The 20,117-nt window shown below is 71.3% G+C and carries 20 protein-coding genes; 5 read left to right on the top strand and 15 right to left on the bottom strand.

From position 1 onward, the window contains the following. Position 1 precedes the first annotated feature (1 nt). Positions 2-733 carry a hydrogen peroxide-dependent heme synthase gene (gene hemQ, locus OG819_RS01730; RefSeq protein WP_266429793.1) on the top strand — a complete coding sequence of 244 codons (732 nt, stop codon included), beginning with the start codon at positions 2-4 and terminating at the stop codon, positions 731-733. Here the strand turns inward: hemQ and OG819_RS01725 are convergent, their stop codons facing one another. The 15 genes from OG819_RS01725 to zapE form a co-directional block, all read right to left on the bottom strand. Continuing rightward, positions 734-2,392, bottom strand: a complete 1,659-nt coding sequence (locus OG819_RS01725) for an alpha/beta hydrolase (protein WP_266647689.1) — start codon at positions 2,390-2,392, stop codon at positions 734-736. A gap of 119 nt (positions 2,393-2,511) precedes the next feature. Continuing rightward, positions 2,512-3,300 (bottom strand): TIGR04222 domain-containing membrane protein, encoded by a 789-nt coding sequence (locus OG819_RS01720; RefSeq protein WP_266647688.1) that lies wholly within the window; start codon positions 3,298-3,300, stop codon positions 2,512-2,514. Positions 3,301-3,391: 91 nt separating this feature from the next. Then, complete coding sequence (locus OG819_RS01715) at positions 3,392-4,165, bottom strand: DUF4142 domain-containing protein (RefSeq protein ID WP_266647686.1); 774 nt, start codon at positions 4,163-4,165, stop codon at positions 3,392-3,394. 282 nt (positions 4,166-4,447) lie between these two features. Next, positions 4,448-5,809, bottom strand: a complete 1,362-nt coding sequence (locus OG819_RS01710) for a DUF692 domain-containing protein (protein ID WP_266647685.1) — start codon at positions 5,807-5,809, stop codon at positions 4,448-4,450. A 172-nt stretch (positions 5,810-5,981) separates the two neighbouring features. Continuing rightward, positions 5,982-6,770, bottom strand: coding sequence for a DUF4142 domain-containing protein (locus OG819_RS01705; protein ID WP_266629859.1), 789 nt, complete (start codon positions 6,768-6,770; stop codon positions 5,982-5,984). A gap of 119 nt (positions 6,771-6,889) precedes the next feature. Continuing rightward, complete coding sequence (locus tag OG819_RS01700; RefSeq protein WP_266647684.1) at positions 6,890-7,435, bottom strand: TetR family transcriptional regulator; 546 nt, start codon at positions 7,433-7,435, stop codon at positions 6,890-6,892. A gap of 36 nt (positions 7,436-7,471) precedes the next feature. After that, positions 7,472-8,227 carry a peptidyl-tRNA hydrolase gene (locus tag OG819_RS01695; RefSeq protein WP_266647683.1) on the bottom strand — a complete coding sequence of 252 codons (756 nt, stop codon included), beginning with the start codon at positions 8,225-8,227 and terminating at the stop codon, positions 7,472-7,474. Positions 8,228-8,276: 49 nt separating this feature from the next. After that, the gene (locus tag OG819_RS01690; protein ID WP_266647682.1) at positions 8,277-8,477 is read right to left on the bottom strand and encodes a hypothetical protein; all 201 of its coding nucleotides are present in this window, start codon (positions 8,475-8,477) and stop codon (positions 8,277-8,279) included. 32 nt (positions 8,478-8,509) lie between these two features. Next, positions 8,510-9,391 carry a polysaccharide deacetylase family protein gene (locus OG819_RS01685; protein WP_266647680.1) on the bottom strand — a complete coding sequence of 294 codons (882 nt, stop codon included), beginning with the start codon at positions 9,389-9,391 and terminating at the stop codon, positions 8,510-8,512. Between the two features lie 183 nt (positions 9,392-9,574). Continuing rightward, complete coding sequence (locus tag OG819_RS01680; protein ID WP_266647678.1) at positions 9,575-11,209, bottom strand: transposase; 1,635 nt, start codon at positions 11,207-11,209, stop codon at positions 9,575-9,577. A gap of 332 nt (positions 11,210-11,541) precedes the next feature. Beyond that, entirely contained in the window at positions 11,542-12,492 is a 951-nt protein-coding gene (locus OG819_RS01675) for a slipin family protein (RefSeq protein ID WP_266647677.1), read from the bottom strand. A gap of 109 nt (positions 12,493-12,601) precedes the next feature. Next, the gene (locus OG819_RS01670) at positions 12,602-14,074 is read right to left on the bottom strand and encodes a SulP family inorganic anion transporter (RefSeq protein WP_266647675.1); all 1,473 of its coding nucleotides are present in this window, start codon (positions 14,072-14,074) and stop codon (positions 12,602-12,604) included. A gap of 8 nt (positions 14,075-14,082) precedes the next feature. After that, entirely contained in the window at positions 14,083-14,661 is a 579-nt protein-coding gene (locus OG819_RS01665; protein WP_266647673.1) for a carbonic anhydrase, read from the bottom strand. Positions 14,662-14,731: 70 nt separating this feature from the next. Next, positions 14,732-15,070, bottom strand: a complete 339-nt coding sequence (locus OG819_RS01660; protein ID WP_266429749.1) for a hypothetical protein — start codon at positions 15,068-15,070, stop codon at positions 14,732-14,734. A 122-nt stretch (positions 15,071-15,192) separates the two neighbouring features. Next, positions 15,193-16,296 carry a cell division protein ZapE gene (gene zapE / locus OG819_RS01655; RefSeq protein ID WP_266586768.1) on the bottom strand — a complete coding sequence of 368 codons (1,104 nt, stop codon included), beginning with the start codon at positions 16,294-16,296 and terminating at the stop codon, positions 15,193-15,195. A gap of 37 nt (positions 16,297-16,333) precedes the next feature. Between zapE and OG819_RS01650 the strand changes: the two genes are divergently transcribed. The 4 genes from OG819_RS01650 (at position 16,334) to msrB (ending at position 19,868) form a co-directional block, all read left to right on the top strand. Next, positions 16,334-17,161: a pyrimidine reductase family protein gene (locus tag OG819_RS01650; RefSeq protein ID WP_266647672.1), complete on the top strand. Its 828-nt coding sequence runs from the start codon at positions 16,334-16,336 to the stop codon at positions 17,159-17,161. A 203-nt stretch (positions 17,162-17,364) separates the two neighbouring features. Then, on the top strand, positions 17,365-17,838 hold the full coding sequence (locus OG819_RS01645) for an indole-3-glycerol phosphate synthase (RefSeq protein WP_266629881.1): 474 nt from the start codon (positions 17,365-17,367) through the stop codon (positions 17,836-17,838). Positions 17,839-18,047: 209 nt separating this feature from the next. After that, a complete protein-coding gene (gene murC, locus OG819_RS01640; protein ID WP_266647671.1) occupies positions 18,048-19,433 on the top strand; it encodes a UDP-N-acetylmuramate--L-alanine ligase in 1,386 nt (461 codons plus the stop codon). 27 nt (positions 19,434-19,460) lie between these two features. Continuing rightward, complete coding sequence (gene msrB / locus OG819_RS01635) at positions 19,461-19,868, top strand: peptide-methionine (R)-S-oxide reductase MsrB (protein ID WP_266629885.1); 408 nt, start codon at positions 19,461-19,463, stop codon at positions 19,866-19,868. Positions 19,869-20,117: the final 249 nt, after the last annotated feature.

Genomic DNA, 20,117 nt, shown 5'->3' with positions numbered 1-20,117 from the left:
CATGAGTGACGACGCCCCCACCACCGGCCCCGCGAAGATCCCGAACATCGGCAAGAAGGCCAAGGACCTCAACGAGGTCATCCGCTACACCCTGTGGTCCGTCTTCAAGCTGAAGGACGTGCTGCCCGAGGACCGTGCCGGCTTCGCCGACGAGGTCCAGGAGCTCTTCGACCAGCTCGCAGCGAAGGACGTCACCGTCCGCGGCACCTACGACGTGTCGGGGCTGCGCGCCGACGCCGACCTGATGATCTGGTGGCACGCCGAGACCAGCGACCAGCTCCAGGAGGCGTACAACCTCTTCCGCCGCACCCGGCTGGGCCGCGCCCTGGAGCCGGTCTGGTCGAACATGGCACTGCACCGCCCCGCCGAGTTCAACCGCTCCCACATCCCGGCGTTCCTCGCCGATGAGACGCCCCGCAACTACATCAGCGTCTACCCGTTCGTGCGTTCCTACGACTGGTACCTGCTGCCCGACGAGGACCGCCGCCGCATGCTCGCCGACCACGGCAAGATGGCCCGCGGCTACCCGGACGTGCGCGCCAACACGGTCGCCTCGTTCTCCCTCGGCGACTACGAGTGGATGCTGGCCTTCGAGGCCGACGAGCTGTACCGCATCGTCGACCTCATGCGCCACCTGCGCGCCTCCGAGGCCCGCATGCACGTCCGCGAGGAGGTCCCGTTCTACACCGGCCGCCGTAAGTCCGTGGCCGAGCTGGTCGCCGGTCTCGCCTGATCAGGGGGCCTGACGGGTCGTCTTCGGGTCCTCCGGGTCCTCCGTGTCGTGCCGGGTGGTCTTGTCACCATCCGGCGCCGTCGGCTTCGGCTCCGCGTGCGGCGCGCACGCCGCGCGCCGCTTCGGGAGCCGGCCCTCCAGCAGATACGCGTCCAAGTAGCCGTTGACGCAACTGTTGGGCCCGCCCGCGATCCCGTGCGTCCCGGCCCCGTTCTCGGTCACCAGGACCGAGCCGGACAGCCGCCGCTGCAGCTCCACCGCTCCCTCGTACGGCGTCGCCGCGTCCCGCTCGGCCGCCAGGATCAGGACCGGCGCGAGCGCCCCGGGCAGCGTCCGCACATCGAGGGGCTTGTGCCGCGGCACCGGCCAGTACGCGCAGGGCAGGTTCATCCACACGTTGTCCCAGGTCTCGAACGGCGCCACGCGCGCGAGCCGCGTGTTGTCCCGGTCCCAGGTACGCCAGTCCGTGGGCCAGGCCGCGTCGTTGCACTCCACGGCCGTGTACACCGCGTTGCCGTTCTCGGCCTCGGCCGACGCCTCCGGATGCGGCCCGGCCTGCTGGATCAGCGGCTTCGGGTCGCCCTTCAGATAGGCGGACAGCGCCTGGGCACGCTGCGGCCAGTAGTCGTCGAAGTACCCCGCCTCCAGGAACGCGCCCTGCAACTGGCGCGGCCCCACCTTGCCGCCCGCGGGTGTCGCGGCGAGCCGCGCCCGCGCCCTCTCGTAGTTGTGCAGCACCGCCTCGGGCGTGGTGCCGAGCCCGTACTCCTTGTCGTGCTTGGCGATCCACGCGCGGAAGTCCGCCCAGCGGGCCTCGAACGCGGCCGACTGGTCGAGGTTGTTCCGGTACCAGATCTGTCGGGGATCGGGGTTCACCGCGGAGTCGAACACCATCCGGCGTACGTGCGAGGGGAAGAGCGTCGCGTACAGGGCGCCGAAGTACGTGCCGTACGAGGCCCCCATGAACGTCAGTTTCCGCTCGCCCAGCGCGGCGCGCAGCACGTCGAGGTCGCGGGCGTTGTTGAGCGAGGTGTAGTGCCGGATGTCCTGCCCGGAGCGCTTGAGACAGCCGCGCGCGTACGTCCGTGCCTCCGCGATGCGCTCCTTCTTGTACGTCTCCGAGGGGTACGTCGGCGACTGCGCGGGCCCCTTCAGGAAGTGTTTCGGGTCCTCGCAGGACAGCGGGGCCGAGCGGTCCACGCCGCGCGGGGCGTAGCCCACGAGGTCGTACGCGGCGGCGACGCGCTTCCACTCGGGAAGGAAGCCGATCAGCGGGAAGTACATGCCGGACGCGCCCGGGCCGCCCGGGTTGTAGACGAGGGAGCCCTGACGCGGCACCTTGTGCTTGGAGTTGCGCAGGTCCTTGCCGGTGGCGCCGGCGTGGCTGACGGTCAGTTTGATCTTCTTGCCGTCGGGGTGCGCGTAGTCCAGCGGCACGGTGACCGTGCCGCAGCGCATCTCGACCGGGAAGTCGTTCTTCTTGGGGCACGTGCCCCAGTGGATGCCGGCCGTCGCGGCGCGGGAGGCGGCGACGGTGGTGCCGCGCGCCTCGAGGGAGGCCGCGGGGTCCGGCCAGGCCGCCGCACCACCGGCGGGAGAGGCGACGAGGCCGCTCAGAAGCAAGGACCCGGTGGTTCCGTACAGGACGGCAGCTCTCATCGCGTATCCCTTCGGCGCACGGCAGCAACAAAAGGGATGTTTGGTTCGTCAGTTGATGAAGTAAAGCACCTGGTGCCGGTGTCGGCCCCAATGACCCCTATGCGCCCCCTCGGGCGCCGTCAGCGCTGCCGCTCGGGGCTGCGGTCGCGGTGCGCGAAGGCCGCGCGCAGCTCCGGCTCGCCGACCGCGCGGATGCCGCGTACGGCGACCGAGGTGAGATACGTGCGGTCGTCCCCGGCGGCGTCGGGGTGCCGGGCGAGGGTGCCGAGCAGCCGCTGCCCGGCCGGGGAGGCCCAGCGTGTGTACGGGTGGACCTCGATGCGGGCGACGGCGAGGCAGCTCAGTGTGAGGATGAGCGGGAGCGAGAACCACACGGCGATCGGTACGTCGTTCCCGCTCGCCCGGGCCTGAGAGGGCATCAGTACGGCGACGGCGCCGAGCGTGAGGACGGCCGCGGCGGCGGCCTGGACCTGACGGACGGCGCCCGCGACGGTGGTACGGGCGCCGTCGGGCACGGCGAGGCCCGCGGCGACGAGACGGTCGGCGAGGCGACGCACGGAGTCCGCGGTGGCCGCGCTCGCCCGTACGGGCGCTATCCGGGACTGCCCCTGCGGGCCTATGGCCCCTATCACCGAGCGTTCCATCTCGTCGCGACCGCGCCGGTCCACGACGGTCGCCCAGCCCGTGTGCGCGAGCAGCAGCCGGCGCTGACGGGCCATCGACACCATGGTCAGATCGGCGACCCGGGCGGGGCCGCCGGACAGGAACGCGGCCTCGTACAGCGTGAGGTGGTGCCAGCGCGTCGCGTCGGTGTCGACCGCCGCCGCGCGCACGGCGGCCAGGCACAGCCGAGTGCAGGAGATACCGGCCGCGGCCCAGGCCAGGAGCAGGAGAAGGACCCAGAACATGGCGTGTTTCTACGCGAAGAGTCCAGGCCGGCGCCACGGTCTGCCCCCGATATGGAGGGAGCGTTGTGGCTCTGTGACGTTCCGGTGTCCATCAAGGGGTGCCGCTCGGCTGGTCCTTGGCGCGGGATGCGGCCGGGGGTAGCGGATAGGACCCGGACGGGGTGACGGGGACGGGGCTGTCCGGGGACTGGACGGGACCCGGCGGGGCGGGGGAAGCCGTGAGCGGCGGCGGGCTCGCGGTCGCGGCGTCCTGCGCGAGGGCGTCGAAGTCCACGTACCCGGTGGCTTCGAGGACCTTGATGTGGTCGAGCACCGTGGTGTTCGCGTCGTCGGCGAGGTCCCGTACGAGGGAGTTGCGGGTGTTCGCGCGGACCTGGGCGACGACGGAGAAGACCTTGCCGTGGGCCCTGCGCAGGATGTTCGCGAACTTCCGGTCGTAGTCCGTGCCGTGGGCGGCGTCGAGCGTGGCCAGCCAGCCGCGCTGCTGGGGATTGGGCTGGTTCGGGAGCTCGAGTCCGAGCCGTGCGGCGACGTTCCGGACGCGCGCGTCGAGGAACGTGTGGCCCTCGACGAGGTGCGCGCCCGCCGTCTTCACGGCCTGGTTGGTGCCGCGCTCCTCGGCCTGCTGGCCGGCGGGCAGCTCCCAGAGCCCGGCGAGCCGGACCTTGGTGATGAACTCCCGGTCCAGTGCGGACAGCGGACCGAACTGGGTCGACACGGACTGGGCTTTCAGGGTGTCCAGGCCGGTGCCGGCGCGGTCCGCGTACGACCAGATAGGGAAGACCAGCGCGACGAGGGTCGCGGTGAGGGCCGCGATGATGAGTCCTGTCCCACTGACCAATCCGGTGCGGTTGATGGATCGCATGGTGCCTCCTGTTGCGGCACCGCACGCTAGTGCGCTACGGGTGCGGGTTGGCATATTAGTTCGGGCACTACGCCAACTGCCGTACGAGGAGGAAGGGTTAGCGGGTGGGGGGAAGGCGCCGAATGGGGTAGTTCGACCGGAGTCCAGACCGTCAGGAAACCGCGGAAACCGGACGTGGAATCCGGCGGGGCGGGCCCTGGTGTTAACCCCGGCACACTCTGCCGGGGTGAGGGACTACGGCGCGCGTAGGAGGGCGCGTCGGCGCCTGCCGGGCGGGCGGGATCAGCGGCGCAGCAGGACCCGTCGGGTCGCGCGGGCCAGCCGGGCCGTGGGCCGCTGCGACGGCGGAGTCGGGCCGGACCGCTCCAGCCACCACTCCCGCAACCGCCGCCGCGTCTCCGCGTCCTCGGGGTGCCCCGCGAGCAGCATGTACTCGGCGAAGTCCAACGCGTCGCGCCGGTACCCACCGCTCATCGGATGCCCTTGCGCATACGCGAGAAACGCCGACCGGTACGCGTCCTTGAGGATCTCCGGCAGCTCCGCCGCCACCTTCGCCACGACATCCGCCCGCTTGGCCGCGAGCGCCCGCGCCTGCACACCGAGCCGCCCCCGATCGAACCCCTCGGGCACGGGGGTGCCCGCGACGAGCGCGGACAACAGAGCGGCCTGCCCCAGAGCGAGCCGCTGCCGAGCATCCTGGGTCACGTCGGGCGCGCGGCTCCCGGCTGCCCCGGGGGTGCCGTTTGGAGTGGCGGCGGCCTCACCCGAGTCCGGGCGTGCCGGGGTGCGGGACGGCGTCGCGACCCGCGCCCGCGCCTTCGTCAGGGTGACCCTGATCGCTCCGAGCTCCCTCTCCAGCTCGCTCGGGTCCGGGAAGTTCTCGTCGCGTTCCAGGAGGACCCCCGGTGGGCTCACACGGGCGGCGAGGTCGGCCAGGATGTCGAGGACCGGCTGGGGGACGGGGTGGGCGTGGCTGTCGTGCCAGACGCCGTCCCGTTCGAAGCCGCCGGCGACGTGGACGTAGGCGATCGCCTCGACGGGGAGCTCGGCGAGGGCCTTCGAGGGATCCTCGGCCCGGTTGACGTGGTTCGTGTGGAGGTTGGCCACGTCGATGAGGAGGCGTACGCCGGTGCGGTCCACCAGGTCGTACAGGAACTGCCCCTCGGTCATCTCCTCCCCGGGCCAGGAGATCAGCGCGGCGATGTTCTCGACCGCGAGCGGGACGGGAAGGGCCTCCTGCGCGATACGGACGTTCTCGCACAGCACGTCGAGGGCGTCCCGGGTGCGGGGGACCGGCAGCAGGTGCCCGGCCTCCAGGAGCGGCGACGCGGTGAGCGCGCCCCCGGCCCGTACGAACGCGATGTGCTCCGTGACGAGCGGCGAGCCCAGCGCCTCGGCCCGCTCCGCGAGGGCGGTGAGACGGGACTCGTCGGGCCGGTCCGCGCCACCGAGGCCGAGCGAGACCCCGTGCGGTACCACCGTGACGCCCCGCGCGCGCAGCCGCAGCAGCGACTCGGGGATATGCCCGGGGCACAGGTTCTCCGCCACGGCCTCGACCCAGTCGATGCCGGGCATGCGCTCCACGGCCTCGGCGATCTCCGGCCGCCACCCGATTCCTGTTCCCAGCCGCCTCGGCTGTGTCATGTCGCCTCCTCCATCGCCGCTCGAACCCTGTCTGCTGTCTCCTGACGACGGACCCGTGTTCCGGCGTGACGGAGTCATGGCCCCGGGATCCAGGGCCGAACCCACCTCGGCGGACGTTCAGAGCAATATTTGAGGTTCCGCCGGGCTGCCCGAGCACCGGCCGCCGCACCGGCTATCGCAGCACGTTGTCCGGATCCGAGGGCTCCGGCCGGGCGGTGTTGACCTGGCCGGGCGGCGCGGGTGAGGGACTCGACGTGGCGACGACGCCGTCCCCGGGCTGCACCGGCGGTGCGGAGGGCGCCGTGACTCCGGCGGCCGGCGCCGGGGGACCGGTCGGGCTCGCGGTCGACAGGGCCGCCGTGTCGTTGGCGATGGCGTCGAAGTCGACGGCCCCGGTCTTCTCCAGGATGGTGATGTGGTCGAGCACGGTCTGGTTGGCGTCCGAGGCCAGCTGCCGGACCAGTGAGTTGCGGGTGGAGTTACGGACCGCGCCGATCGCCGGGAAGATCTTGCCGTGCGCGGCCCGCAGCAGGTTCACGAACTTCCGTTCGTATTCCGTGCCTGTCGCCGCGGTCATCTCCTGCAGCCAGCCCTGTTGCTGCGCGTTCGGCTGGTTCGGCAGTTCGACGTTGAGCTGGGCCGCGACGACCCGCACCCGTTTGTCGAGGTCGGTGTGGCCGACGATCAGGTGGTCCCCCGCCTCCTTGATCGCCTTGTTGGGGGCTCGCTCGATCGCCTGCTGTCCCGCCGGAAGTTCCCAGAGCCCGGCCAGCCGCACCCGAACGATCAGATCACGGTCGGAGGCGGACAGGGGCCCCCACTGTGTGTTCACCGTCCCTGCCGCGAGATTCGCCTGTCCAGTGCCCGCGCGGTCGGCGTACGACCACACCGGGAACGCGAGCGCGCCGACGGTGGCGGCGAGCGCCGCGATGACAAAGGCAGAACCATTGATACGCCGCAAAACGAGCCTCCCGGGGGAAACCAACTGGTCGTTGGAAACCTGTACTTGGCCAGCGACGTGAGGTACGTGCGGGGCGCCGGGAATGTTCAAGCGCGACTAAAGCGAATCCTCTGTTCTGGTCAAATCCGCTGCTCCCGAGCGTCGTCGGCCGGCAGCGGCCACTTCTTCGGCGTACGTCCGAGCAGCCGCAGTGCCTCGTCCAGAGGGGCCGCCCCCACGGGCACGTCGACCGGCGGCGCGAACGCGAACCCCGGCCCGCGACCGGCCGGGTCGTGCACGGGCCCCGGCCGGGCGTCGAACTCGGCGATGACCTCGTAGAAGAAGCAGCCGCCGGGGAAGACCCTGCCCTGGGAGTAGTCGAGCCAGAGTTCGCACAGCCGCCCCACCCGGGCAACACCGGCGCGGGTCTCGGACGCGGGCCGGATCACCTGCTCGACGTAGATGCGCGTGCGCGCCGCCTCCCGCACGGTGGCCAGTTGCAGTTCCTGCTTGGAGCCGAAGAGTGCGAAGACCCCGCTCTTGCTGAGCTGGAGCTCGGTGGCGAGACGGCCCACGGACAACGCCTCCAGCCCCTCGACCGAGGCGATGTCGACCGTGCGGCGGAGCACCAACTGCCGCGTACGGTTGCCGCGTTCGACCCTGCCGTCCAGCCGGGCCTCGGCCATCGCGCCTCCTCGGGTCCGTAGGTCACTCGGGGTCGGTCAGGAGCGCAGCGCGGGATGGTCGGCCACCACCGTGCACGACCCCGGCGCGATCTCCGTGAAGCCCGCGTCGCGCACCAACGGCAGCCCGGAGGTGGTCAGTCCACTCCAGCGTGCCGGGTCGGCGGTGCGGACGGCGAGGGGGAAACCGGCGTCGCGCCAGGCCGCCCGCTCGTCGTCCGACAGCTCCCACCAGGCCAGCTGCGCGCCGTGCCCGGCCTGCGCCATCGTCTTGCCGGCGGACATGTCGAGGTCGGGGTTGAGCCACAGCACCGGCGCGGTCGGGTCGGCGTCGACCGGGGGCTCCGGGTCGTCGAGATCGGTGCCCGAGACCTGGAGTTTGGCCAGGTCCTTCGGCCAGCCGTCCAGGGGGACCGGCGGGAAGACGCGCACCTCGGCGGACTTCCCGGTCACCGTGATGCCGGGCAGCGCATCGGCCCGCCGCCACTCGGCGCCGCGCGCCCGTCGTACGACCTTGCGAATCCGGGCGTCCTGCCAGTCCCGCACGGCCTGCGCCCACTCGCCGTCCCCGAGGGCCCGCTCATCGCTGAGGATCGTCAGCACGGCGCGGGCGGCGGTCTCCAGCGCGTCCGTACGCGCCGGGGGAGCGGCCTTCTCGATACGCACGACCAGCGGCAGCACGAACTGCGGAGCCTCGTCGCGCGCGGTGCGCTCGGATCGGAAGGGGCTGTCCTCGGCCGAGCCGGGTGTGTCGGGTCGGCCGGGTGCGTCGGCTACGGTCGGGTCGCTGCTCACGCCCTCCAGTGTGCCAGGCGGAAGATCGGTTCTTCGGCGGCGGTCGCCGTCACCCGGAACAGGCGGTCCGCTGTGCCTCCTGCCACTCGCAGACGGGACACAGCGTGATCCCCTTGTACGACTCCGGGTACTCGGTCGGCTTCCGGCACAGCACGCACTCGGCGAACGGCGGCCCGGCGTCGGTCGGGTCCGGTGCCGGGGCGGGGGCGGGGGCGGGGAGCGCCGGGGTGGCGCAGTAGTCGTCGCTCATGGGTCCCAGCGTAGGCCGGGACCGGAGCGCGCCTACGTGGTGCCGTGCCGCTCGCCCTGCGTCGCCGAGCCGATCATCTCGGAGACCTTCACGAAGCGGAAACCCTGCTTCCGAAGCTCGGGGACGATCGTCCGCAGGGCCTGTTCGGTCACCGGAGCCGCGCTGCGCGTGCAGTGCATGACGACGACGGAGCCGGGCTTCACGCCCTCCAGTACCTGACGGGCCACGGCGTCGGCGTCAGTGGCGAAGGCGTCCCCGCTGACGACGTCCCACTGCACGGCGGTCACGCCCACCGCGCTCAGCGTGCGCAGTGCCTGCTGGTCGTAGCACCCGCCGGGGAACCGGAAGTAGGGCATCGCGTGGGGCACGCCCGCCTTCTTGAAGGCGGTGTAGGCCTCCTCCACTTCGGCCCGCATCCGCTCCTGGGGCACGGTGGGCAGGCCGTAGCAGCTGTCGGTGAAGGCGTAGTGGCTGTACGAGTGATTGGCGACCTCGAAGAGCGGGTCCTGCCCGATGTCCTTGGCCTCCTTCGGGTACTCGTCGGCCCAGCGCCCCGTCATGAACACGGTCGCCGGCACCTTGAACGCGCGCAGTGTGGCGATCAGTTGGGGGTTGTCGAAGTGCTCCCCGGCCGCCGCGCGTGGCCCCTCGTTCGCGGTCATGTCCGCGTCGAAGGTCAGCGCGACGGTCTTGCCCGCCGTCCGCGGACCGTTGGTGAAGACGGGGGTGATACCGCTGGAGCCGGGGGCGAGCGTGGGGGGTCGCGAGGGTGGGGTGCTGGTACTGCCCGAGGCCGACGCGGGGTATCCCGGTCGGGCGGCGTGCGGGGTTCCCGGTGTCCCGCAGGCGGTGAGTGCGACCCCGAGTGCGCTGAGGGCGCAGGTCGCGGCGAATCGTCGTACTGGAATGATCATCACATGAAGATATATGGGCAAGTCTGACTATTCGCCCATTGTCTTCCTGTGCCCGGTGACGGTGGCACGGAAGTCACCCGGCTGGACCCGGCGAATACCGGACGGCCTTGTGCGTCGGTTCCCTTTCCCCTTGTCCGCTCCCCTTGTCCGCCTCCCTTGTCCGCGCGCAGGATCGAACCGTTCCTAGAGACTGAGCGGGAGTGAGTCCTGTTGCCAGGACTGTTGCTCAGCCGCGTGTCCCGAACGGTGTTGGGCACGCTGGTCGCCCGCTTTCGTGCCACTGCCGGGCGGCGCGCATCTGGTGCGTGGTCCGGGTAGGTGGGGGCGGGTTTCCTCACGCCGTCGGGTTTCCCGTCGGGCCTGGACACTCCGATGCCCCGCACGATCACTCTGGTCGTGCGGGGGCGGTGGTGTCCGTCGCCGGATCGGATGCCCGAGGGCGCGCCGTCCGATCGCCACGGCTGCCGCGTCGTGGCGGGTGGTGGTACGGGTGGGAGCGGTGAGGGGCTGCTGCCAGTGCTGGGCACCCCACCGGGAGGTGTAGGCCGGGTCCACCGCGACGATCGCGAGGTCCTGCTCGGCGGCCATGGACACCAGCCGGGCCTTCAGCCGGGCAGTGGGGAAGCGGGAGATGAGACGGCGGAAACGCTTGTTGCGGCCGTGCTTCTCCCTGGACGTGCCGTCGGTGAAGTCCAGGTCCTCGATGGCGATCGCGGCGGCCCCGCTGCGGCGGGTGTGGTGCAGCAGCCGGGTCAGGGCGTGGCGGATCTGGGCGTCCCGGTGCGCGGCGCCGCCCGTCAGGTCGTAGAAGAAGCGCCGGGGTTCGCCGACCGGGTTGCCGTGCACGTCGAGGTGCCAGGCGGCGAGGTGGTCGTCGTTCATGTCCACCGCGACCACGCCCTTGGCGAGGGCCGCCTGAAGCGGCAGGACCGGGACAGCGGCGCGCTGCCAGGACGCCGTCACATACCAGTGGCCCCGCAGCGGGTCGTGGTGGATGCGGTAGGCGACCGCCCGGTTCGCGGTGACCCGGTCCAGCCACTCCTGGCCCCGGTGCTTGAACGCCACGGTCGCGTTAAGGGCGTAGCGGCCGTGCGGGGCGTTGGCCAGATGGGCCAGGGCGGCCGGGAGGCGGAGGGAGATCCGTCCGCTGGTGGTGACGCGGATGGTCTCGTTGCCGCAGCGTTTGCCGGACTCGCCGTCGGCGGACAGGAACATCCGCGCTGCCCGCCACCGCTCCCGCCACCCCGGCTCCTCCAGCCCGGCCTCGCCGAGGTGGTGGCGCAGATGCGCGAGCCGTTTCCCGCCGCGCACCACGCGCACCAGGCCCGCCGACCAGTCCGCCTCCACCGCCGCCAGCCGGCCTTTCAACGCGTGCAGGCGGCGGAACTTGGCATGCCACTGGGACCGCGAGGCATACCCGCGCACCAGCCCCTCACGCCTGCTCGCCTTCGCGCCCAGCGGGCGGGCCAGCCGCGCCTGGATCTGTCCGATCTGCCCGCGCAGCCACGTCATCTCCGCCGCCTGGCCGCGCCGGGCCAGCGCCCACTGATCGTGCGTGGCCTTGGTGATACTCCCCGCCCACCGCGCGGACGAGCCACCGGTCAGCTCCCGCTTACGCGCCGCCCACCCGGCCGCGTCATGCGCCAGCCCCTGCCGGGAACGGACCGCGAGATCCCCCGCGGCCAGCGACCCCAGAAACACACCCACCTCACGCAGCACCGCCGCATCCGCCTCCGAGATCCGCAGCCGGTCCCGCACCGCCACCCCCGAAGGACCCGGCACCACGAACGACGGCCTCAGCTCCCGTAGCCCGCCCACCCCGTCACCCCCCCCGCGACGCCGAAATCCCGACGCCGTATCCAACGAGCACCACCCACAGAGGTCACCCATTCGACACAAGAACTTCCGTTCCCTCCCCAAAGAGCCCCCCCCCACGCACCATCACAGCCAGACCGCTGACACTCACTCCCGCTCACCAGAACGCACTCAAACCCCCTTCCGGCCGTGTGCCTCGATGGTGCGATGCGTGCCGGGTACCCGCGAGTCGTGCTCAGGCCTCTTCGAGGGTGACCAGGACGGCCGGTTCCGGACGGTTGTCGGGGTCGTGTTCGCGATGAGGCGCGGACCGTACGTGGCAATCGGGCGGGCGATCAGTCGGGGCTGGGGCGAGGGCCCGCGTCGGGGTTGTCGAGCGGGAACTCGTCGTCCTCGGCCTCGTCGCGCCTGAACTTGGCACCCTTGGGTTCGTCGAGCACGAACTCGTCGTCCCTGTGCCCGTCGCCCCTGTGCTCGTCGGGCCGTGGACGCGTCGGTATCTGTTCCACCGTCGGCGCCCCCGGCTGGGCCTGTGCCCGTTCCAGGAACCGCAGCAGTTCCACCGGGAAGGGCAGGACGAGGGTGGAGTTCTTCTCGGCGGCGACCGCCACCACGGTCTGCAGCAGGCGCAGTTGGAGTGCGGCGGGCTGTTCGGACATCACCCCGGCGGCCTCCGCCAGCTTCTTCGACGCCTGGAGCTCGGCGTCCGCGTTGATGATGCGGGCCCGCCGTTCACGGTCGGCCTCGGCCTGCCGGGCCATCGACCGTTTCATCGTCTCCGGCAGTGACACGTCCTTGATCTCGACCCGGTCGATCTGCACACCCCAGCCCATGGCCGGGCTGTCGATCATCAACTCCAGGCCCTGGTTGAGCTTCTCCCGGTTGGAGAGGAGATCGTCCAGGTCGCTCTTGCCGATGATCGAGCGCAGTGAGGTCTGCGCCATCTGCGAGACCGCGAAGCGGTAGTCCTCGACCTGGATGACCGCGTCGGCCGCGTCGACCACCTTGAAGTAGATGACCGCGTCGACCCGCACCGTGACGTTGTCCCGCGTGATGCCGTCCTGCGCGGGCACCGGCATCGTCACGATCTGCATGTTGACCTTACGCAGCCGGTCCACGCCCGGGATGATCATGGTGAACCCGGGCGGCCTGATGCCACCCCTGAGCCGCCCGAGCCGGAGCACCACGCCCCGCTCGTACTGTTTGACGACCCGGGCCGCCGCGACGATGTACACCACCCCGGCGGTACCGACCACCGCGGCCGTGGCCAACAGCTCATCGAGCATGACGACCCCCTTTCGAGCCGCCGCATACCACCACTAATTCCACGATATGCCTCACGCGGGCTCGCGGTCGAGGATCTCCGACCGCGAGCCCCCGGTGGTCAGGCGGTGGTCAGCAGGGGGTCACCTTCACCGGTTCCGTCCCCGCCTCACTGTGCCGCGCCGACCAGTTCTCCAGCGCGGTGCGGCAGGCGTGATCGAGGTGGTGCAGACCGGAGAGGTCCAGCTCGACCGGGCGGTCCTGGGGCAGCGCCTCGAGGCTGTCGAGGATCTTCGGCAGCCTCAGAAAGGTCGCGTTGCCCGACAGATACGCCTGGACGGGGCCCGCACCCTTGTCTATGACCTCCAGGCGGACGTGCGAGGCCTCCCACGCCGTCTTGACGACGGCCAGGGCGAGCCCGATGAGCACCCCCTCGAACATGCTGACGGCGACGATCGACACCGCCGTGACGACGAGGATCAGCGCCTCACCCCGATGCTCGCGCCACAACGAGGCGATCTCGCGCAGCGGGATCAGCTTCCAGCCCGCGTGCACCAGGATGCCGGCGAGGGCGGGCAGCGGGATGACACCGAGCGCGGCGGGCAGCAGCGCCGCGAACAGCAGCAGCCAGACGCCGTGCAGCACGCGGGACGCCTTCGTCCGCGCGCCCGCCTGGACGTTCGCCGCGCTGCGCACGATCACCGCGGTCATCGGCAGCGCGCCGAGCAGTCCGCAGACCGTGTTGCCCGCGCCCTGCGCCATCAGTTCCCTGTCGTACTCGGTCCGCGGGCCGTTGTGCAGCCGGTCCACGGCCGCCGCGCTGAACAGCGACTCGGCGGAGGCGATCAGGGTGAAGGCGAGCACGGTACCGAGCACGCCCACGCTCGCGAGCTCGCCGAAGGCATCCAGGCTCGGCAGCTGGATCGAGCCCACCAGCCCCCGCACCTCGACCTTGGCCACCGGCAGCCCGAACCCCGAGGCCACCAGCGTGGCCAGTACGACCGCGCCGAGCGCCCCCGGCACCGTACGCACCCGTCGCGGCAGCCGCCGCCACAGGACGAGCACGGCGATCGTGCCCGCCCCGAGTCCGACCGAGGCCAGCGCCTCGGTGCCGCGGGCCGCGTCGACGACGGCCTCCGGCAGCCCGGCGAGCTTGTCGAGTCCGGAGGCGGGCGCCTTGAGCCCGGCCATCGAGTAGAGCTGGCCCGCGATCAGCACGAGGCCGATCCCGGCGAGCATGCCCTCGACGACGGCCACCGAGATGGCCCGGAAGTAGCGCCCCAGCTTCAGGGCGCCCATGAGGAGTTGGAGCACACCCGTGGCGAGCACGACGACTCCGAGGACGGCGAGCCCGTACTCCCGCACGGCCTCGAAGACCAGCACGGTCAGTCCGGCCGCCGGGCCCGACACCTGCAGGCTGCTGCCGCGCATCAGGCCGGTGACGAGACCGCCCACGATGCCGGTGACCAGGCCGAGTTCGGCCGGGACGCCGGAGGCGACGGCGACACCCACGCACAACGGCAGGGCGACCAGGAACACGACGATCGAGGCGGCGAAGTCCTGCCGCAGGTGGGGGAGTTTGCTCATGAGGCTCGAAGTGTTCATGGCGCCGCTCACAGCGCTTCGAAGGTGTCGGTGTGCGCACGGTGTTCGCGCACGGCTCCGGTGTGGACCTCGTAGTACCAGCCGTGCAGACGCAGCCGGCCCGCCGTCAGGGCCCTTTCCACACAGGGGTATCCGCGGAGCCTGAGCAGTTGCGCGAGGACGTGGTTCTGTACCGCGTCGGCGACGGTGGGGTCGTCGTCCGGCGCGTGGGACGGGCGTTTTGCCTGTGCGAGCCAGTCGCGTACGGCGGGTACGGCCGTCAGGTCCTCGCCGCGCACCAGCGCGCCGACGGCGCCGCAGTGCGAGTGGCCGCAGACCACGATCTCGGACACGCCGAGCACGTCCACCGCGTACTCGACGGTGGCCGCCTCGGAGGTCGGCCGGCCGGGGACGTACGGCGGGACGATGTTGCCCGCGGTGCGCAGCTCGAAGAGCTCGCCCGGGCGGGCGCCGGTGATCAGGGCCGGAACGACCCGGGAGTCGGAGCAGGTGATGAACAGGACCTGCGGGGACTGGCCGTCGGCGAGCGAGGCGAAATCCTCGGGCCGCCGGCCGAAGGAGCGGGCATGGTCGATGAGGGGTTGCATGTCAGTTCCTCCTGGCGCGCCCTGAGGGCGCGTCGGCTTACAAGACGGAGCGTGGGGGGACGCGCTCCGCTCAGCAGCGGAAGACCTGAAGTGCGGCGGGGGAGTGGGCGGTCGAGGATCTCGACGTGCGCGGGTGCGCCGGGACGAGCGCGAGCGGCGGGTACGAGGCCGCGGGGTCGCTCGCCAGCAGGGCGCGCGCGGGCGTGTCGGGGACGAGATCCTCGTCGCGGGTCCGCTGACGGGCGCCCAGTGGGGGTGCCACCTTGTGCGGATGCTCCGCTTCGGCGCACGAGACGACTTCGCCCCTGTGCGCGGACGCGAACGCCTCGGTGGGGGCGAAGAGTTGCAGGCTGATCAGGACGGCGGCGAGGACCATGTACAGGGGTCGGGCCGTCGTACCTCGCACCATGCGCCCCCTCCCGGCGTCTCGTCCCCCATGTCAATACATATGTTAACGCGGCAAGTTGTTTGCAGGGTTAACTCGACGTTTCACAGTGAAGAGGGCCGAAAACGTCGTGGAGGGGCCGAAAACTATGCCTCGACGAGGCCCTTGGCGTCGCGGGCCAGCGCGGTGAGCCGGGAGATCGCGCGGAAGTACTTCTTCCGGTAGCCGCCGTTCAGCATCTCCTCGCTGAAGAGCTGGTCGAAGGGCATTCCGGAGGCGAGGACGGGCACCTCGCGGTCGTATAGCCGGTCGGCGAGCACCACGAGTCGCAGCGCTGTCGACTGGTCCGGCACCGGCTGGACGTCGGTGAGGCAGACGGCCTTCAGGTCGTCGGTCAGGGCGCCGTAGCGGCTGGGGTGCACGCGCGCGAGGTGGTCGAGCAGATGCGGGAAGTCGTCGAGGGAGGCCCCGGCGGTGGCGTACGCGGCCTTCGTGACCTGCTCGTCGGTGAACGGGGCCGGGGCCTCGGGCAGTCCGCGGTGGCGGTAGTCCTCGCCGTCGATGCGCAGCGGCCGGAAGTGCGCGGACAGCCCCTGGATCTCGCGCAGGAAGTCGGCGGCCGCGAACCGGCCCTCGCCGAGCTTGCCGGGCAGCGTGTTCGAGGTGGCCGCGAGCGCGACCCCCGCGTCGACCAGCTTGCCCAGCAGGGTGGAGACCAGGACGGTGTCGCCCGGGTCGTCGAGTTCGAACTCGTCGATGCACAGGAGGCGGTGCCCGGAGAGCGTCTGCACGGTCTTCTGGAAGCCGAGCGCGCCGACCAGGTTCGTCAGCTCCACGAAGGTGCCGAAGGCCTTGAGCGCGGGCTCGGCTGCGGTGGCGTGCCACAGGGAGGCGAGCAGGTGGGTCTTGCCGACGCCGTAGCCGCCGTCCAGGTAGACGCCGCGGGGGCCGGCCGGGGTCTTCGGTGCCTTGGCCTTGCCGAAGCCGAAGAAGCCCCGCTTGCCGCCGCCGAGGGCGTGTGCCCCGCCGAGACCGGCCGCGAAGCCGGCGAGGACCCGCACGGCCTCGGTCTGGCTCGGCTGGTTCGGGTCCGGAATGTACGTTTCGAAGCGCACCGAGTCGAAGCGCGGGGGCGGCACCATCTCGGCGACCAGCCGGTCCGCGGGGACGTGCGGCTCGCGGGCGCACAGGGACGAGGGGGCTGCTTCGGGTATCGGTTCGATCCCGGAAGCGGCGGTGGAGGACGACACGGTTACCCACTCTAAGGGCCGTGCCACACTGCACGACATGCGACGCCTGTTCCCTGTGACCTACGAAACAGCAGCCCAGGCCACCGCCGGGCGCCCCGATGGCCCTGGTGCGGCGGTGACGGACACGGCAGACCGTGAGTGGGAGCTGCTGGAGCTGGCGGAGGCGTACGCCTACCCCGAGGACCGCTCCGCCGGTGCCCGGGAGCCCTGGCTGCGCGCCAACATGGTCTCCACGCTCGACGGCGCGGCCCAGCACGACGGGAAGTCCCAGGGCATCTCCAGCGCCGCCGACATGCGGATCTTCGGAGTGCTGCGGGCTCTCGCGGACGTCGTGGTCGTCGGCGCGGAAACGGTACGCCAGGAGGGTTACCGCCCCGCACGCGCGCGTGCCGAGTTCGCGGCGCTGCGGGAGGCGGCGGGACAGGGCCCGGCGCCCGCGATCGCCGTCGTCACCGCGCGCCTCGACCTCGACTTCTCGTTGCCGCTGTTCACCTCGCCCCTGGTGCCCACGCTGGTCCTGACGGGCGCGGCGGCGGCCCCCGAGCGGGTGGCGGCGGCCGAGAAGGCGGGCGCCCGGGTGGTGATCGCCGGGGACGGCATGGGCGTGGACCCGGTACGGGCCGTACGTGCCCTCGCCGAGCGCGGCATGACCCGGCTGCTGACGGAGGGCGGCCCGAGGCTGCTGGGTCAGATGGCCGCGGCGGGTGTCCTCGACGAACTCTGTCTGACCCTTTCGCCGACACTCACGGCGGGCGACGCGCAGCGGATCGTCGGGGGGCCCTCGATGGCTGTTCCCCAGCGGTTCGAACTGGCGTCCCTCCTGGAGGAGGCCGGATTCCTCTTCGCCCGATACCGTCGCCCCTGACCGTCGGTCCCGGCCGTCGACCCCGGTGTCGACCCCGACACCGGTACCGGCAAGACTGACCCCGGTCCCGGCAAGACGGCGGAACAGATCGTTCCGATTATCTTCCGCCGGGCACACTAAAACTCGCAGTCCCCGTGCGATCACGGGGCAGGATGGTTTCCGCAGGGGGCCAGGGAGGCCCACGGAGGAGAAGGGCGCCTGTCGTGTTCACAAGCGTATTGATGATCGAGAAGGCCCTGACGTCCGCCGACGTGGAGTTCGTCACTACCTTGCACGGTGACGAGGTGGTCGCCTTCCATGTACTGCTCCAGCCGCGCGGCGACCAGGCCGACCGGCTGCTGCGGGCCATCGACGACGTCGCGCTCGGGGAGCTGGACGAGGCGGCCCATGAGCGTGAGACGCCGGAGGGCGCGGACGCGGCCGGTCAGGGGCAGCAGGCCCTCGATGTGTCGCTGGTGGCCCTGCACTCGGCCGGCAGCGAGGCCGAGGGGCGGCTCATCGAGGACCACCCGCTGGACGCGCTGAAGGCGCTGGTCGACGAGATCCACGCCGACGAGGTCATCGTGCTGACCGACCCGCACTACGTGGAGGAGTTCTTCCACCGCGACTGGGCCTCGCGGGCCCGCCACAAGGTCGGCGTGCCGGTGCTGAAGCTGTTCTCGCACAGCAAGGTGTAGGCGCCGCTGGACTTGGCCGTGGGGGTGTGGGGGTTCGGCGGTTCTCGCGACGCGGGCACGTTGTGGCTGGTCGCGGCCGCGCGGCGGAGCCGCGCATGTCACAGCCCCGCGCCCCTTACAGAGCGCCTGCCGCCGCACGCAATAGGCTGGGGGCGCGTGCTTTCGCTTGGGCGCGCTCATCGTCGTACCGGATCTTGGGAGATACACGCATGGCAGCCGGCCTTCCTACCGCCATGGACCGACCGCACTTCATCGGCATCGGCGGCGCCGGAATGTCGGGCATCGCCAAGATCCTGGCGCAGCGCGGGGCGAACGTGGCGGGCAGTGACGCGAAGGAGTCCGCCACCGCCGAGGCGCTGCGGGCGCTGGGCGCGACCGTGCACATCGGTCACGCGGCGGACCACCTGGCGTCCGACGCCACCTGCGTGGTCGTGTCCTCGGCGATCCACGCGGACAACCCGGAGCTGGCCCGCGCGGCCGAGCTCGGCATCCCCGTGGTCCACCGCTCGGACGCCCTCGCCCGGTTGATGGACGGCCTGCGTCCGATCGCGGTCGCGGGCACGCACGGCAAGACCACGACCACGTCGATGCTCGCGGTGTCCCTCTCGGAACTGGGGCTGAACCCCTCGTACGCGATCGGCGGCGACCTGGACGCCCCCGGCTCGAACGCCCTGCACGGCGACGGCGAGATCTTCGTCGCCGAGGCCGACGAATCGGACCGCAGCTTCCACAAGTACGCCCCCGAGGTCGCGATCGTCCTCAACGTCGAGCTCGACCACCACGCCAACTACGCCTCCATCGACGAGATCTACGAGTCCTTCGAGACCTTCGCGGGCAAGATCGTGCCGGGCGGCACGCTGGTGATCTCCGCGGACCACGAGGGCGCGCGCGAACTGACCCGCCGCCTGCCGGCGGACGTACGGGTGGTGACGTACGGCGACGCGCCGGACGCGGACGTACGGGTCCTGTCCGTGGTCCCCCAGGGCCTGAAGAGCGAGGTGACGGTGGTCCTCGACGGCACGGAGCTGACCTTCACCGTCTCCGTCCCCGGCCGCCACTACGCCCACAACGCGGTGGCCGCGCTGGCGGCGGGCGCGGCGCTGGGCGTGCCGGCCGCTGAGCTGGCCCCCGCGATCGCCGCCTACACGGGCGTGAAGCGGCGTCTGCAGCTGAAGGGCGAGGAGGCGGGCGTCCAGGTCGTCGACTCCTACGCGCACCACCCGACCGAGATGACGGCCGACCTGGAGGCCATGCGCGCCGGCGCCGACGGCCGCATCCTGGTGGTCTTCCAGCCCCACCTGTTCTCCCGCACCCAGGAGCTGTCCAAGGAGATGGGCGAGTCCCTGGCCCTGGCCGACGCCTCGATCGTGCTGGACATCTACCCGGCCCGCGAGGACCCGATCCCGGGCGTCACCAGCGAGCTGATCATCGAGGCGGCGCGGGCGGCGGGCGCGGACGTGACACCGGTGCACGACAAGGCGGAGGTGCCCTCGGTCGTCGCGGGAATGGCGAAGCCCGGTGATCTCGTTCTCACCATGGGCGCGGGAGACGTGACGGACCTCGGTCCCGAGATCCTGGCCCGCCTGTCGAAGTAGCCGTGACGTTTGTGAGGGGTTGAGCTCATGTCGTACGACATCGAAAAGCCGGACGAGCAGTGGCGCGCGGAGCTGACCCCTGCCGAGTACACCGTCCTGCGGAAGGCGGGCACCGAGCCCGCCTTCACGGGCGAGTACACCGACACCAAGACCAAGGGTGTCTACTCCTGTCGGGCCTGCGGTGCCGAACTCTTCACCTCGAACGAGAAGTTCGAGTCCCACTGTGGCTGGCCGTCCTTCTTCGATGCACGCAACTCGGATGCGGTGGAACTTGTGTCCGACCGTTCTCACGGGATGGTGCGGACCGAGGTTCGGTGTGCGCGGTGCGGGTCGCATCTTGGGCATGTCTTCGAGGGCGAGGGGTATCCGACGCCGACGGATCAGCGGTACTGCATCAACTCGATCTCCTTGCGACTGACGCCTGAGGAGAGCTGAGATACGGCAGCCCGTAATCGGGGCGGCTCATGCTGTACCCGGCGTACAGCCCGACTTGTCTGCCATTGGGGCCCTGACCAGGGGAAACGTCCCGGCCAGGGCCCCAATGCGTGCTAGGAGTGTTCCCGCCCGTACCTGCGGTTTCCCGGGAGTTCCCGCGTTGGAGTGGGCGGCCGCCAGGAAACGCGTCGGCAACGCGTCGGCGATCAGTACGCGGCGACCGGCCGGAGCGCCGCCACTTCCGTCCGC

The organism is Streptomyces sp. NBC_01549 (genome assembly GCF_026339955.1).
Classification (GTDB): Bacteria; Actinomycetota; Actinomycetes; order Streptomycetales; family Streptomycetaceae; genus Streptomyces.
Note: the sequence above shows the minus strand (reverse complement) of the source record. Positions and strands in the feature narration are given on the sequence as shown.